Source organism: Mycolicibacterium sp. P4_G11, assembly GCF_056555145.1.
Window position 1 is genome coordinate 13,658 of the sequence record NZ_JBFUJW010000002.1, and the last position, 14,070, is coordinate 27,727.

Consider the following 14,070-nt stretch of genomic DNA (forward strand, 5'->3'; position numbering starts at 1 on the left):
CGAGCCTGACTGGACGGCGGCGGCGAGCCGAGTTCCGCTCATCGGTCCACAAGGTCGTCGACGGCAAGCATGGCGACCGGCGTTTTCAGCTGGACGTTCTACGCGACGGGCCTGATCTGATCAGGTCAGCCGGAAGATCACTTTCCGGCTACTACCTCGACATTCCCAGTCAGTGCGCCAGGCCACATATAACTGTCGCCTAGTCTTGAGCCTCGTGCCTGCCAGGACTGCCCGTCTCGTCGCGATCATCGCGGGCCTAGCGGGTCTGCTGCTTTGCGCGCTGACCCCACTGCTGCCCGTCAAACAGACCACCGCGACCATCCTGTGGCCTCAGGCCCCGGGTGCCAGCGGAAATGTCTCTGACCTCACCGCCCCGCTGGTGTCGGGTGCGCCGCTGGCGCTGGATGTCTCCATCCCGTGCTCGGCCATCGCCACGCTGCCGGCTGCCGGTGGTCTGGTGTTCTCGACGATCCCGCCCGACGGTATCGACGCCAGCCGCAACGGGCTGTTCGTCCGGGCCAACGCCACCGACGTCGTCGTCGCCTTCCGCGATACCGTCGCTGCCGTCGCCAAGCGCGCCGACATCGGGAAATGCAGCAACCTGCACCTCTGGGCCACCAACAGCGGTGTCGGCGCCGACTTCATCGGCCTGCCCGGAGCCGCGGGCACCGGCAGCGTGGAGAAGAAGCCCCAGGTGGCCGGCATCTTCACCGGTCTCAAGGTCCCCGCACAGCCCGGCCTGTCGGCACGCGTCGACATCGATACCCGGTTCATCGTCGTGCCGACGTTCGTGAAGTCGGCCGCGATGGCACTCGGTGTGCTGCTGACGCTGGTCTCGATCCTCGCCCTGGCTCTGCTGGACCGGCTGGACGGCCGCCGCGTGCACGACGCGTGGCAGCGGTTCTGGAAGGTCAGCCGCTGGCACTGGCTCGCCGACATCGCGGTGTTCACCGGCCTGGCCGGGTGGCACCTGATCGGCGCGATCTCCTCCGACGACGGCTACAACCTCACCATCGCCCGGGTCTCCAGCCAGGCCGGCTACGTCGCCAACTACTTCCGCTATTTCGGCACCTCCGAGGCGCCGTTCGACTGGTACCAGTCGGTGCTCGCGCACCTGGCCACCGTCAGCACCGCCGGCGTGTGGATGCGACTGCCCGCACTGCTGGCCGGCATGGCCACCTGGACATTGCTGTCCCGCTGGGTGCTGCCGCGGCTCGGCCCCGGCGCTCGCGGGGTGTCCTCGAACGCCATCGCCATCTGGACCGCGGCCGCTGTCTTCCTGGCCGCCTGGTACCCGTTCAACAACGGCCTGCGGCCCGAACCGCTGATCGCCTTCGGTGTGATCGCGACCTGGGTCCTCCTCGAATACTCCATCGCCACCCGGCGCCTGGCCCCCGCGGCCGTCGCGATCATCGTGGCGGCCTTCACCGCGACCACCGCACCACAGGGGCTGATCGCGCTCGCACCGCTGCTCATCGGCGCCCGCGCCCTGGTCCGCACGATCCGCAGCCGCCGGGCCGGAACCGGCCTGCTGGCCCCGATCGCGACGTTGGCCGCGTCGGCGTCGCTGATCCTGACGGTGATCTTCCGCAACCAGACACTGGCCACGGTCGCCGAGTCGGCGCGCATCAAGTACACCGTCGGCCCGACCATCTCCTGGTACCAGGAATTCCTGCGCTACTACTTCCTCACCGTCGAAGACAGCGTCGACAGCTCCATGACCCGCCGCTTCTCGGTGCTGATCCTGCTGCTGTGCCTGTTCGGCACGCTGACCCTGCTGCTGCGGAAGGGCCGGGTGCCCGGCCTGGCCAGCGGCCCGGTGTGGCGCCTGCTCGGCAGCACCATCCTCGGCCTGCTGCTCCTGCATTTCACCCCGACCAAGTGGGCGGTGCAGTTCGGTGCGTTCGCCGGGCTGTCGGGTGCGTTCGGCGCGATCATCGCCTTCGCGTTCGCGACCGTCGGGCTGCACAGCCGACGGAACCTGGCGCTGTATGTGACGGCCCTGCTGTTCGTGCTGGCCTGGGCGACGTCCGGCATCAACGGCTGGTTCTACGTCGGCAACTACGGCGTGCCGTGGTTCGACCGGCAGCCCGTGCTGGCCGGCCACCCCGTCACCTCGATGTTCCTGGTGCTGGCGATCATCACCGCGCTACTCGCCGGCTGGCTGCACTTCCGCATCGACTACGCCGGCCACACCGAGGTCGCCGAGACCCGCCGCAACCGGGCGCTGGCGTCGACGCCGCTGCTCATCGTCGCGGTGATCATGGTCCTGCTCGAGGTCGGCTCGATGGCCAAGGGCTTCGTGCAGCGCTACCCGCAGTACACGACGGCCCGCGCGAATCTGAACGCAGTGACGTCCGGGCTGTCCGACAAGAGCTGCGCCATGGCCGACGACGTGCTGGTCGAGGCTGATATCAACGCCGGCACCCTGCAGCCCGTCCCCGGCCAGACCTGGGGCAAGTACGGGCCGCTGGGCGGCGAGAACCCCGTCGGCTTCACCCCCAACGGCGTCAGCGACTCGCTGGCCCCGCCGCACCCGGTGGTCGCCAACCCCGGCACCGTCAACTCCGACGGCTCGCCCAACAAGCCCAACGTCGGCGTCGCGTTCGCGGCCGGTACCGGCGGCGGCTACGGCCCGACGGGCGTCAACGGCTCCAACGTCTTCCTCCCGTTCGGTCTGGACCCGGCCCGCACCCCGGTGATGGGCAGCTTCAAGGAGAACGGTGTCGCCGCCAAGGCGACGTCGGCCTGGTACGAACTCCCGCCGCGCTCCGCGGACCGGCCGCTCGTCACCGTCGCAGCCGCCGGCGCCATCTGGTACTACGACGAAGAGCACGAATTCCACTACGGCCAGTCGCTCAAGCTGCAGTGGGGTGTGCACCGGCCGGACGGCAGCTACCAGGCCCTCGGCGAGGTGCAGCCCATCGATACCTTCGCCCAATACGCCTGGCGCAACCTGCGTTTCCCACTGGCGTGGGCACCGCCGGAGGCCAACGTGGCCCGCATCGTCGCCGACGATCCGAACCTGTCCGAGGACCAGTGGTTCGGCTTCACCCCGCCGCGGGTGCCGACGCTGCAATCCGCGCAGCAGTTCCTGGGGTCGCAGACGCCGATCCTGATGGACATCGCCACCGCCGCGAATTTCCCGTGCCAGCGCCCGTTCTCCGAGCATCTCGGCGTCGCGGAGCTGCCGCAGTACCGCATCCTGCCCAACACCAAGCAGGTCGTGGTGTCGTCGAACATGTGGCAGTCCGCGCAGAAGGGTGGCCCCTTCCTGTTCATCCAGGCGCTGCTGCGGACGTCCACCATCCCGACCTACCTGCGCAACGACTGGTACCGGGACTGGGGCTCGATCGAGCGGTACGACCCGGTGGTGCCGCCGTCGATGGCACCGCCCGCAGCGATTGACCAAGGCACCATGACCGTCAACGGCTGGAGCCGCCGCGGCCCGATCCGGGCCCTGCCATGACCGGGACGGGAATGAACGCACAGCAAGTGAAGGTCACCCGTTGGGTGGCGATCATCGCGGGCCTGATCGGCTTCGTGCTGTCGGCGCTGACGCCACTGCTGCCGGTGGTACAGACGACCGCGCAGTTGAATTGGCCGCAGCAGGGCCAGTTCGGCAATGTGACCGCGCCGCTGATCTCGCAGACGCCCGTGACGATGAAGGCGACGATTCCGTGCGACGTGCTGCGGACGCTGCCGCCCTCGGGCGGGCTGGTGTTCGGCACGGTACCCAAGGACGGCAAGCAGGCCGCGCTGAACGGCCTGCTGGTCAACGTGTCCAGCAGCCGCGTCGACATCACCGACCGCAACGTGGTGATCGCCAGCGTGCCGCGCCTGAAAGCCATTGGTAATCCAGGTTGTTCGCGCATCGAGATCATCTCCGACAAGAACGGGACGTTCGCGACGTTCGTGGGCCTGACCGGGACCGACGGCAAGGAACTGCGTACCGGGTTCGCCGACCCGAACCTGCGGCCCACCGTCGTCGGCATCTTCACCGACCTGAAGGGCGCCGCACCGCAGGGCCTTTCGGTGTCCGCGACGATCGACACCCGGTTCATCAACCGTCCGACGATCATCAAGTACACCGCCATGTTCGGCGGCATCGCGGCGACCATCGTTGCGCTGCTGGCCCTTTGGCGCCTGGACCGGATGGACGGGCGCCGCATGCAGCGCCTCATCCCCAGCCGCTGGCGGACCTTCAGCCTGGTCGACAGTGTCGTGGTCGGCGGGTTCCTGCTCTGGCATGTGTTGGGCGCCGGGTCATCTGACGACGGCTACATCCTGGGCATGGCGCGCGTCGCACCGCACGCGCAGTACATGATCAACTACTTCCGCTGGTTCGGTAGCCCCGAGGATCCGTTCGGCTGGTACTACAACGTGCTGGCCCTGATGACTCACGTCAGCGATGCCAGCATCTGGATCCGCTTGCCGGACTTGCTCTGTGCGCTGATCTGCTGGCTGCTGCTGTCGCGTGAAGTGCTGCCCCGGCTCGGGCCGGCGGTGGCGGGCAGTAAGGCCGCCATGTGGGCAGCGGGCCTGGTCCTGATGGCCGCCTGGATGCCGTTCGACAACGGCCTGCGCCCCGAGGGCCAGATCGCCACCGGCGCCCTGATCACCTACGTCCTGATCGAACGCGCCATCGGCACCAGCCGGCTGACCCCGGCCGCCCTGGCCATCATCAGCGCGGCGTTCACCCTGGGCATTCAGCCGACCGGCCTGATCGCCGTCGCGGCCCTGCTGGCCGGTGGCCGCCCGATCCTGCGCATCCTGGTCCGCCGGCGCCGCGAGGTCGGCACCTGGCCGCTGGTGATGCCGCTGCTGGCCGCCGGCTTCGTGATCCTGACCGTGGTGTTCGTCAACCAGACTGCGGCAGGAGTGTTGGAAGCCACCAGGATTCGTACCGCGATCGGCCCGAGCCAGGCCTGGTACACCGAGAATCTGCGGTACTACTACCTGTTCCTGCCGACGGTCGACGGCTCGATGACCCGCCGCTTCGGCTTCTTGCTGACGGCGCTGAGCCTGTTCACGTCGATGTTCATGATTCTGCGGCGCAAACGGGTGCCCGGCATCGCCCGCGGCCCCGTGTGGCGCCTGATGGGCATCATCTTCGCCACCATGTTCTGCCTGATGTTCACCCCGACCAAGTGGGTGCACCACTTCGGGCTGTTCGCGGCCGTTGGCGCGGCGATGGCCGCGGTGGCCACCGTGCTGGTGTCCCGGTCGGTGCTGAAGTCGGCACGTAACCGCATGGCCGTCACCTCAGCGGTGCTGTTCCTGCTGGCGCTGGTTTCGGCCACCACCAACGGCTGGTGGTACGTGTCGAGCTACGGCGTGCCGTTCAACAACGACATGGTGGCGGTCGGCGGAATCAAGCTCAGCACAATCTTTTTGGCGCTGTTCGTGATCACCGCGCTGTGGGCGTTCTGGCTGCACTTCAACAGCGACCGCCCCGAAGGCCGGCTCACCCGGCTGGTCACCGCGGCACCCATCCCGCTGGCCGCCGCGTTCATGGTCGTGGTCTGTGTGGCGTCGATGGCCATCGGCGCGGTGCGCGAATACCCGACGTACTCGAACCTGGCCAGCAACCTGCGGGCGCTCAAGGGCGGCTGCGGGTTGGCCGACAACGTGCTCGTCGAGCCCGATTCGAACGCCGGATTCCTGACCCCGCAGGCCGGCGACTACGGGCCGCTGGGCGCGCTGGGCGGCGTGGGCGCAGCAGGTTTCACGCCCAACGGTGTACCGGATCACATTGTCGCCGAAGCGATTCGGCTCGACTTCCCGATGCCAGGTACCGACTCGGACTGGGACGCCGCGGTGAAGCTCAAGACGCCGGGCATCAACGGCTCCACGGTGCCGCTGCCCTACGGCCTTGACCCCGCGCGGGTGCCGGTCGCCGGCACCTACACCACCGGTCCGCACTCGCAGGCCAAGCTGACGTCGGCCTGGTACGGGCTGCCCGCCGCCGATGCCGCACAGCCGCTGGTGGTCGTCACCGCGGCCGGCACCATCACCGGCAACAGCTCGCTCAAGGGCCGCACCGAAGGCCAGACCGTCGAGCTGGAGTACGGCCGCACCGGCCCGGACGGTCAGCCCGTCGCGGGCGGGCGCGTCGTGCCCTACGACATCGGTCCGACGCCGTCGTGGCGCAACCTGCGGTTCGACCGTCGCCAGATTCCGGCCGATGCCACCTTCGTTCGCGTTGTGGCAGTGAACCTTTCGCTCAACGAGGGTGACTGGATCGCGGTCACCCCGCCGCGGGTACCCGAGCTCAAGACCCTCGAGCAGTTCATCGGCAAGACGCAGCCGGTGTTGATGGACTGGGCCGTCGGCCTGGCGTTCCCGTGCCAGCAGCCGATGCTGGTGCGCAACGGCGTGACCGAGGTGCCGAAGTTCCGCATCACCCCGGACTACACCGCCAAGAAGCAGGACACCGATACCTGGCAGGACGGCATCAACGGCGGCCTGCTGGGCATCACCGACGTGCTGCTGAAGGCGCACGTGCTGTCGACGTACCTGTCCGACGACTGGGGCCGGGACTGGGGCTCGCTGCGGGCGTTCACGACCGTCGTGGATGCGACGACGGCCGAGCTGGACCTGGGCACCGCCGTCCACAGCGGGCTGTATTCGCCAGGAAAGATGCGGATCAAGCCCTAACCCGTTCCGCCGAGTGGCCAGCTATGACACGCGTTCTGCGAAAAGTTGTGTCGTAGCTGGCCACTCTGCGTTTAGGGCACATCGCCCGATGCCCAGCCAGCTCTCAGGTCGCCCGACCACCCTTGACAGATTCCCAATCAAACACAATGATTAGCAATCAAATCCAAGTGGTACGGGTCACAGAACATGGGAGGTGTGATGGCATCCACAGGGTCCGCTCAGCGTGATTCGACGGGCGCCCTCTACGCCGACCAGCGCAAACAACACCTGCTCGAGGTACTGCGCCGGGACGGCCGCATCGATGCCGCCGGCACCGCCGCCGAACTGGGTGTCACGGGTGAAACCATCCGCAAGGACCTCATCCTCTTGGAGCGCCAGGGCCTGTTGCGACGGGTGCACGGCGGAGCCGTGCCGGTCGACTACCTCTCCTACGAACCGGCCGTCGAGACACGGACCGAGTTCCTCGCCGAGAAGACCCGCATCGCCAAAGCTGCGCTGGCACATCTTCCGGAACGCGGATCTGTTCTGATCGACGCCGGGTCCACCACCGCGCAGCTCGTCGACATGTTTCCCGGTGACCGCGAGCTCACGGTGTACACGAATTCACTGACACAGGCGCTGACCCTACTCAGCCGGCCGCAGCTGACGGTGTACACCTTGGGTGGGCGGGTACGCCCGAAAACCTTTGCCGAAGTCGATGATTGGGCTGCCCGCGCGCTTGCCGAGATCAACGTCGACGTCGCATTCTTGGGAGCCAACGGAATCAGCGCACACCGCGGACTCACCACACCCGCACCATCCGAAGCCGCGGTGAAACGACGGATGCTCGCCTGCGCCCACCGACGGATCCTGCTTGCCGACCACAGCAAGTTCGGGACCGTCACCGGAGCCCAATACGGGCAGTTGACAGACATCCACCTCTTGATCACCGATACCGGCCTGGACGATCATCAGCTCGCCGAACTGTCCGCACCCGGCTTGATCGTGGAGCGCGCGTGATATCCCACTACGTTTCAACAACTTTCGCAGATTTCTGAATTCACCGTCAGCCGTCGGTGATCCCATCACGTGTCGTCGCGTGCTGCCCGAAGGAGAACCCTGCATGGCCGACCCGAGAGTCCTCGGCATCGTCCTGGCCGGTGGTGAGGGCAAGCGTCTGTCCCCACTGACACTCGACCGGGCCAAGCCGGCGGTGCCATTCGCCGGACTGTATCGATTGATCGACTTCGCCTTGTCGAACCTGGTCAACGCCGGAGTCCTGCGGATTGCCGTACTCACGCAGTACAAGAGCCACAGCCTCGATCGCCACATCACCACCACCTGGCGGATGAGCAGCCTCCTCGGCAACTACGTCACCCCGGTGCCCGCCCAACAGCGCCTCGGCCCGCAATGGTATTCCGGCTCCGCGAACGCGATCCACCAGTCGCTGAACCTGATTCACGACGAAAAGCCCGATCTGGTTATCGTTTTCGGCGCCGATCACGTCTACCGCATGGACCCCCGGCAGATCATCGCCCAGCACCTCGACAGCGGTGCAGGCGCCACTGTCGCTGGCATCCGTGTGCCACGACACGAAGCCGGCGCCTTCGGTGTCATCAAGACAGCAGCTGACGGTCGACAGGTGGAAGCGTTCCTGGAGAAGCCGTCTGATCCGCCCGGCCTGCCCGACTCCCCCGACGAATCGTTCGTCTCGATGGGCAACTACGTGTTCTCGACCGAAGCACTCATCGACGCGCTGCACGCCGACGCAGCCGACGAGTTCAGCAAGCACGACATGGGCGGCGACATCATGCCGATGATGGTCGAACAGGGCCTCGCTCAGGTTTATGACTTTCAGAGCAACCAGGTGCCGGGTGCTCGTGCCGGAAATAACGGCTACTGGCGCGACGTCGGAACCTTGGACTCCTACTACGACGCCCACATGGACCTGTGCGCCGTAGTACCCGCTTTCGACTTGTACAACAGCGACTGGCCGATCCTCACGCACATACCACCGCACCCGCCGGCGAAGTTCGTCCACGAAGACGGTGAACGAGTCGGCCGCGCCGTCAACAGCGTGATCTCCAACGGGGTGATCATCTCCGGCGCGCTGGTGCGGGAATCGGTCCTGTCACCCGGCGTCCGAGTGGAGGAACACGCCACAGTGGAGCGATCAGTGATCATGGACAGCACCATCGTCGGCGCGAATGCATTGGTACGCAACGCCATTATCGACAAGAACGTCGTGATTCCTCCCGGCGCGCAGGTCGGGGTCGACAAAGAGCATGACCTGGCGCGCGGCTTCGCCGTATCCGACGGCGGAGTGACCGCTGTCGGCAAGGGCCAGCAGGTCACCCTGTAATCAACAACCAGGAGGTGAGAGTCATACCATGAGCGGTAAGCGAACGGCATTGCCGCTACCCGCGTCGTCCATCCGACCGGTGGCCGAAGAATGGGAGTGGCAGCATTCAGCGCGTTGTCGCACAATGGATTCGAGCATCTTCTTCCATCCAGACAACGAGCGCGGTCGGGCTCGCAGGCAACGCGAACAACAGGCCAAACAGGTCTGCCAGCAATGCCCGGTGAAGGCCCCGTGCGCCGCCTTCGCCCTGCTGTCCCCTGAGGCGTACGGCACCTGGGGCGGAGTTTCCGAATCCGAACGTGTTTCTGCACTTGGCATTTCAGGCCGGACCAAACTGGCCGCCGCCAGTGGCGAATAGCATCAGCCGGACACCGCGCAGTCGTGGTCGATGACCGCCGCGCGCACACATTCTCGCAACCACTGGTGCCGGCGATCGGCGTCGAACGCAGGATGCCAGATCATCCGATAGGGCATCGTCGCGATCTCGGTCGGCGCGGGCAGCACACGCAGTTCAGAGGTAGCTACCCAAGTGTCAATGAATCGACCGGGAAGTGTTGCGACCAAATCGGTTCCAGGAAGCAGCGGGGCCGCCGCCGTGTGATACGGCACGGTGACCGCTGCCCGCCGGGGCATGCCCAATGCCGCGAGGCGGTAGTCGATATCGGGCTGCTTCCCGTCCGCCACATCCACCACCACGTGCCCGAAATGAAGGTAATCGTCGAGGGTGACAATGTCTCGGGTGGCCAGTGGATGACCTTCGGAGACAACACACTTGAAGTGCTCGGTGACGAGTCGGGTGGCGTTGAGGTCATCGGGCGCGTGCCCGCCATATAGTCCCAAGTCCACCGAGCCGCGGCGAATCTGTTCGTCGATCCCGTCGTGACGCCAGCTGTGAAAGCGCACCGCAGTGTCGGGTGATTGAGACCGAATCCGATCGACGATACCGGCGCCGTAGGTGTGGACAGCGTAATCACTGCCGGCCACATTGATCTGCTGCGTTGACGCGCGTGGATCGAACTCTTCTGGCGCCAGCAGAGTTTCGAGTAGCGGGACCAGCGTGGTGAGCTGGCGGTGAACATCCTCGGCGCGCGCCGAAAGCCGGAATCCGTCGGGGTCGCGGACCAATAGCGGATCATCGAGCAGTCTGCGCAAACGCTGCAACGCGCGACTCATGGCCGGCTGGCTCAGCCCGACTCGGGCTGCCGCTCGCGATACATGCCGTTCCTCCAGCAGGGCGACCAGTGGAGTGAGCAAGTTCAGATCAACTCGATCGATATGCGTCGTGAGCATACTGATCATAATAAGTATGCATGTGACAAATGTGTGGTCGGTGAGCAGGCTCGAAGTCATGACCACCGACACTGTTCTGATCACCGGCGCCTCCAGTGGCTTCGGCCGGCTGATTGCGGAGCACCTGGCACGCGCCGGGTACACCGTGTACGCGTCCATGCGGGATGTATCCGGGCGCAACGCAGCCCGCGCGCGCGAGTACGCCGAACTGTCAGCCCGCGAGGGCATCGATCTGCGAGCCGTCGAGATGGACGTGCAGGCACAGGAGTCTGTCGACGCCGCGGTGCGTGCCGTGCTGGCCACCAGCGGGCACATCGACGTACTGATTCACAATGCCGGTCACATGGTCTACGGGCCGGCCGAGGCATTCACCGCAGAGCAGCTCAGCGAGCTCTATGACGTCAATGTAGTTGGTACCCAACGAGTCAACCGTGCGGTGCTGCCCCACATGCGGTCGCGGCGCACGGGCCTGCTGCTGTGGGTATCCAGCAGCAGTTGCGGGGGTGGCACCCCGCCGTACCTGGCTCCATATTTCGCCGCCAAGAACGGCATGGACGCCCTGGCCGTCGGGTACGCCCGTGAACTCAGCCGGTGGGGTATCGAGACCTCGATCATCGTCCCCGGCGCGTTCACCACTGGAACCAACCACTTCGCGCATGCCGGCGCGCCCGCCGATCAGGCGGTGGTCGACGCATACGAGGCAGGCCCCTACCAGGGTTTCGGCCCCCGCGTAGCGGAGGCATTCAACTCCATCATTCCAGCCGATGCCGATCCCGCTGCTGTAGCCACCGCCGTCGTGGACGTGGTCGCGGCGCCGTTCGGGACCCGACCGTTCCGGGTGCACATCGATCCCAGTGGGGATGGGGCCGATGTCGGGTTCGCCGTCCTCGACCGATTGAAGGCCGAGATGCTGCACCGAGTGGGCCTGGCCGATCTCCTCAGGCCCACTTCGCCGGGTACCAACTGATCCCGCATCACTTCGATCCGCCACAGCCAAACCCGCCATCACGTTCCCCTAGATACCCCCGCTAACCGACCGCACTACAGACAGATGCGCAACAACCGAGGAGACATTGTGAAGATTTCCGGCAACACCATTTTCATCCCTGGCGCCACCAGCGGCATCGGCCTCGCACTGGCAATCGCACTGCAGGACAAGGGAAACAAGGTCATCGTCGGCGGTCGTCGCGAACAGCTGCTCGACCGGATCGCCACCGAACATCCCGGCATCGAAGCGGTCCGGATCGATACCGCGGACGCCGACAGTATCCAGGCCGTCGCCGCGCAGGTACTTGCCGAACACCCCGACCTGAACGTGGTCATCACCATGGCCGGTGTGATGAAGATCGAAGACTGGCACACCCCGCAGGGCTTCCTGGCCGCAGCAGAATCCACCATCACCACCAACGTGCTCGGCACGATCCGGCTCATCGCCGCTTTCATCGAACATCTGCAGGCTCAACCCGCTGCCACCATCATCACTGTGTCATCAGGTCTGGGTTTCACCCCGCTCAAGGTGACCCCGAGCTACAACGCCTCCAAGGCTGCCATCCATCTGTTGACCGAGACGCTGCGATTGCAGTTCGCCGGCTCCACCGTGGAATTCAAGGAACTCGAGCCGCCCGCGGTACGGACTGATTTGGTACCCGGGCAGCGCAACAGCCAGTGGGCCATGCCGCTGGAACAGTTCGTCAGTGAAGTGATCGACATTCTCGAAAACCAGCCGGACGCCAACGAAATTCAGGTCGAGAACGTCAAGTTTCTACGGTATTCGGAAGTGCGCGGCGAGTACGAGCACGCGGTGGCCGTGCTGAACTCCGCTGACCCGCACAGCAGCTAGCCAACAGGTCCGACTCGAGACCGTCGAGTGGCCTACTTCCAACGCCACCAGTTGGTATCAGGCTCACCGGGCTTGTCGACCGACTTGAGGTGGAATTCAGTCGGCGTCACCGACACGGGTTGCAGCACCCATTCCGATGGCGGCTGAATAGGTTTGTCCGGCTGGCCCGCCACGAAGCCCACTGTCCAACGCATCCGCAGCACACATGGACCGTTGGGCCCGAGCGGCTGGTAGCTCCAGGATCCCCGATTGCCCACGGCCCGCTCCTGGACGGCGGCAGAGCCGTCCATCCCGAAGTAGATAGCGCCGCTGCTGCCCGTCATCCATTGTCCGGCGAACTGGTCTACCGTCACCGGCGCGTGCGCGCAGGCCGGACTGACATCGAGGTGTGCGGGCGGTGGCACGAACTCTGCGGTGACCGGAGTTCCCTCGATGGTCCCGACACCACAGCCGGCCAGTACAGCCGCCGCGCAGATCGCTGTGACGCCCCCACGTTTGTTCACAGCACCAACGCTAGGCCCATCAGTTACGCGACGCTGACGGCCTCCGCGTGCCGGACGGCAGGGACCGTCGCAAGCGGGGTGCGGATGTAGCGCATCCACGTCAGGGTCAGCGCGGCGACGTAGAAGGTGACGAAGACCCAGAACGCGGCGGTGGCCGAGCCACTGGACAGGTAGGACTGCCGCAGCGCCAGGTTGATGCCCACTCCCCCGAGCGCGCCGATGGCGCCCGCGAAACCGATGAGGGCACCGGACATCCCGCGAGACCAGTTCTGGCGGTCGGTCTCGCTGCCCACCACCGAACGGCTACGGGCCTCGAAGATGGACGGGATCATCTTGTACACCGAGCCGTTGCCGACGCCCGACAGCACGAACAGCGCGACGAAGCCGATGATGAAGCACGTCAGGGTAGCCGCGTCGACAGCGCCGCCGGTGCGGTCGTGGTAGGTAGACGCCGAAATCAGCAGCGCACCAAAGAGAATCATGCCGATGAAGGCCGCCATGGTGACCCGGGCGCCGCCGATACGGTCGGCGAGCTTGCCGCCGTAGACCCGCGCGACCGAGCCGAGAAGTGGTCCCACGAAGGCGATCTGGGCCGCATGCAGTGCCGCCTGCGCCGCACTCTGACCACCGGCGACGAAGTTGATCTGCAGGATCTGACTGAAGGCGAACGAGAAGCCGATGAAGGAACCGAAGGTGCCGATGTACAGGAACGCGACGGCCCAGGTGTCTGCCACGGTGAGAATGGAACGCATTGCGGTGGCATCGATTCGGTGCTGCGCGAGGTTATTCATGAACAGCGCCGCGCCGACCGCCGCGACGGCCAGCAGCACCAGGTAGATCGCGCACACCCAGTAGGGCGCGCGGTTACCCGCGACCGCGATCACCAGCAGGCCCACGACCTGGATGGCCGGCACGCCGAGATTGCCTCCGCCAGCGTTGATTCCGAGCGCCCAGCCCTTGAGCCGCTGCGGGTAGAACGCGTTGATGTTGGTCATCGACGACGCGAAGTTGCCGCCACCGAGGCCGGCGAGGGCCGCGCACAACAGGTACGGCCACAACGGCAGTCCGGGGTGCGCCAGCAGCCACATGCTGCCCAGCGTCGGAATCAGGAGTACGAGCGCGGAGAAGACGGTCCAGTTGCGGCCGCCGAATGTCGCGGTCGCCATCGTGTACGGGATACGCAGGCAACCGCCGACGAGCGTCGCGGTGGCCGCCAGCAGGAACTTGTCACCGGCCGTGAAGCCGTACACCGACTGCGGCATGAACAACACCATGACCGACCACATGGTCCAGATCGACAGGCCGACATGCTCTGCGATCACCGACCACAGCAGGTTCCGCCGTGCGACGTTCTTGTTGCCGGCTGCCCAGGCAACGATGTCTTCCGGATCCCAGTCGGTGATGGTTCGCGATCGAAACATGCTGCAAATCTAGAA

Annotated in this window: 10 protein-coding genes; 7 read left to right on the forward strand and 3 right to left on the reverse strand. The window is 65.9% G+C overall.

Features of this window, described 5'->3' with window-relative positions:
- The first annotated feature begins 214 nt into the window (after positions 1 to 214).
- The 5 genes from AC1U2B_RS03945 to AC1U2B_RS03965 all read left to right on the forward strand — a co-directional run bounded on the left by AC1U2B_RS03945 (position 215) and on the right by AC1U2B_RS03965 (position 9,359).
- Complete coding sequence (locus AC1U2B_RS03945) at positions 215 to 3,469, forward strand: arabinosyltransferase domain-containing protein (RefSeq protein ID WP_480215769.1); 3,255 nt, start codon at positions 215 to 217, stop codon at positions 3,467 to 3,469.
- An 11-nt stretch (positions 3,470 to 3,480) separates the two neighbouring features.
- The gene (locus tag AC1U2B_RS03950) at positions 3,481 to 6,660 is read left to right on the forward strand and encodes an arabinosyltransferase domain-containing protein (RefSeq protein ID WP_480215770.1); all 3,180 of its coding nucleotides are present in this window, start codon (positions 3,481 to 3,483) and stop codon (positions 6,658 to 6,660) included.
- Positions 6,661 to 6,858: 198 nt separating this feature from the next.
- On the forward strand, positions 6,859 to 7,659 hold the full coding sequence (locus tag AC1U2B_RS03955) for a DeoR/GlpR family DNA-binding transcription regulator (protein WP_480215771.1): 801 nt from the start codon (positions 6,859 to 6,861) through the stop codon (positions 7,657 to 7,659).
- Between the two features lie 103 nt (positions 7,660 to 7,762).
- On the forward strand, positions 7,763 to 9,001 hold the full coding sequence (glgC, locus tag AC1U2B_RS03960) for a glucose-1-phosphate adenylyltransferase (protein WP_480215772.1): 1,239 nt from the start codon (positions 7,763 to 7,765) through the stop codon (positions 8,999 to 9,001).
- Positions 9,002 to 9,029: 28 nt separating this feature from the next.
- Positions 9,030 to 9,359, forward strand: coding sequence for a WhiB family transcriptional regulator (locus tag AC1U2B_RS03965; RefSeq protein ID WP_480215773.1), 330 nt, complete (start codon positions 9,030 to 9,032; stop codon positions 9,357 to 9,359).
- A 2-nt stretch (positions 9,360 to 9,361) separates the two neighbouring features.
- Here AC1U2B_RS03965 and AC1U2B_RS03970 read toward each other — a convergent pair whose 3' ends face one another.
- A complete protein-coding gene (locus tag AC1U2B_RS03970; RefSeq protein ID WP_480215774.1) occupies positions 9,362 to 10,351 on the reverse strand; it encodes a LysR family transcriptional regulator in 990 nt (329 codons plus the stop codon).
- Between AC1U2B_RS03970 and AC1U2B_RS03975 the strand changes: the two genes are divergently transcribed.
- Together AC1U2B_RS03975 and AC1U2B_RS03980 are read left to right on the forward strand one after the other, a co-directional pair.
- On the forward strand, positions 10,350 to 11,258 hold the full coding sequence (locus tag AC1U2B_RS03975; RefSeq protein ID WP_480215775.1) for an SDR family oxidoreductase: 909 nt from the start codon (positions 10,350 to 10,352) through the stop codon (positions 11,256 to 11,258). The two genes, AC1U2B_RS03970 and AC1U2B_RS03975, sit on opposite strands and share 2 nt — an antisense overlap.
- A gap of 108 nt (positions 11,259 to 11,366) precedes the next feature.
- Positions 11,367 to 12,131, forward strand: a complete 765-nt coding sequence (locus tag AC1U2B_RS03980) for an SDR family oxidoreductase (RefSeq protein ID WP_480215776.1) — start codon at positions 11,367 to 11,369, stop codon at positions 12,129 to 12,131.
- A 32-nt stretch (positions 12,132 to 12,163) separates the two neighbouring features.
- Here the strand turns inward: AC1U2B_RS03980 and AC1U2B_RS03985 are convergent, their stop codons facing one another.
- A complete protein-coding gene (locus tag AC1U2B_RS03985; protein WP_480215777.1) occupies positions 12,164 to 12,634 on the reverse strand; it encodes a hypothetical protein in 471 nt (156 codons plus the stop codon).
- Positions 12,635 to 12,657: 23 nt separating this feature from the next.
- Positions 12,658 to 14,055, reverse strand: a complete 1,398-nt coding sequence (locus AC1U2B_RS03990) for a nitrate/nitrite transporter (RefSeq protein WP_480215778.1) — start codon at positions 14,053 to 14,055, stop codon at positions 12,658 to 12,660.
- Between the last annotated feature and the right edge of the window lie 15 nt (positions 14,056 to 14,070).

Bases quoted from the DNA above. Each gene is read 5' to 3' on its own strand.
- AC1U2B_RS03950 (WP_480215770.1), top strand. From the start codon at position 3,481: ATGAACGCACAGCAAGTGAAGGTCACCCGTTGGGTGGCGATCATCGCG.
- AC1U2B_RS03955 (WP_480215771.1), top strand. From the start codon at position 6,859: ATGGCATCCACAGGGTCCGCTCAGCGTGATTCGACGGGCGCCCTCTAC.
- glgC (WP_480215772.1), top strand. From the start codon at position 7,763: ATGGCCGACCCGAGAGTCCTCGGCATCGTCCTGGCCGGTGGTGAGGGC.
- AC1U2B_RS03965 (WP_480215773.1), top strand. From the start codon at position 9,030: ATGAGCGGTAAGCGAACGGCATTGCCGCTACCCGCGTCGTCCATCCGA.
- AC1U2B_RS03975 (WP_480215775.1), top strand. From the start codon at position 10,350: ATGACCACCGACACTGTTCTGATCACCGGCGCCTCCAGTGGCTTCGGC.
- AC1U2B_RS03970 (WP_480215774.1), bottom strand. From the start codon at position 10,351: ATGACTTCGAGCCTGCTCACCGACCACACATTTGTCACATGCATACTT.
- AC1U2B_RS03990 (WP_480215778.1), bottom strand. From the start codon at position 14,055: ATGTTTCGATCGCGAACCATCACCGACTGGGATCCGGAAGACATCGTT.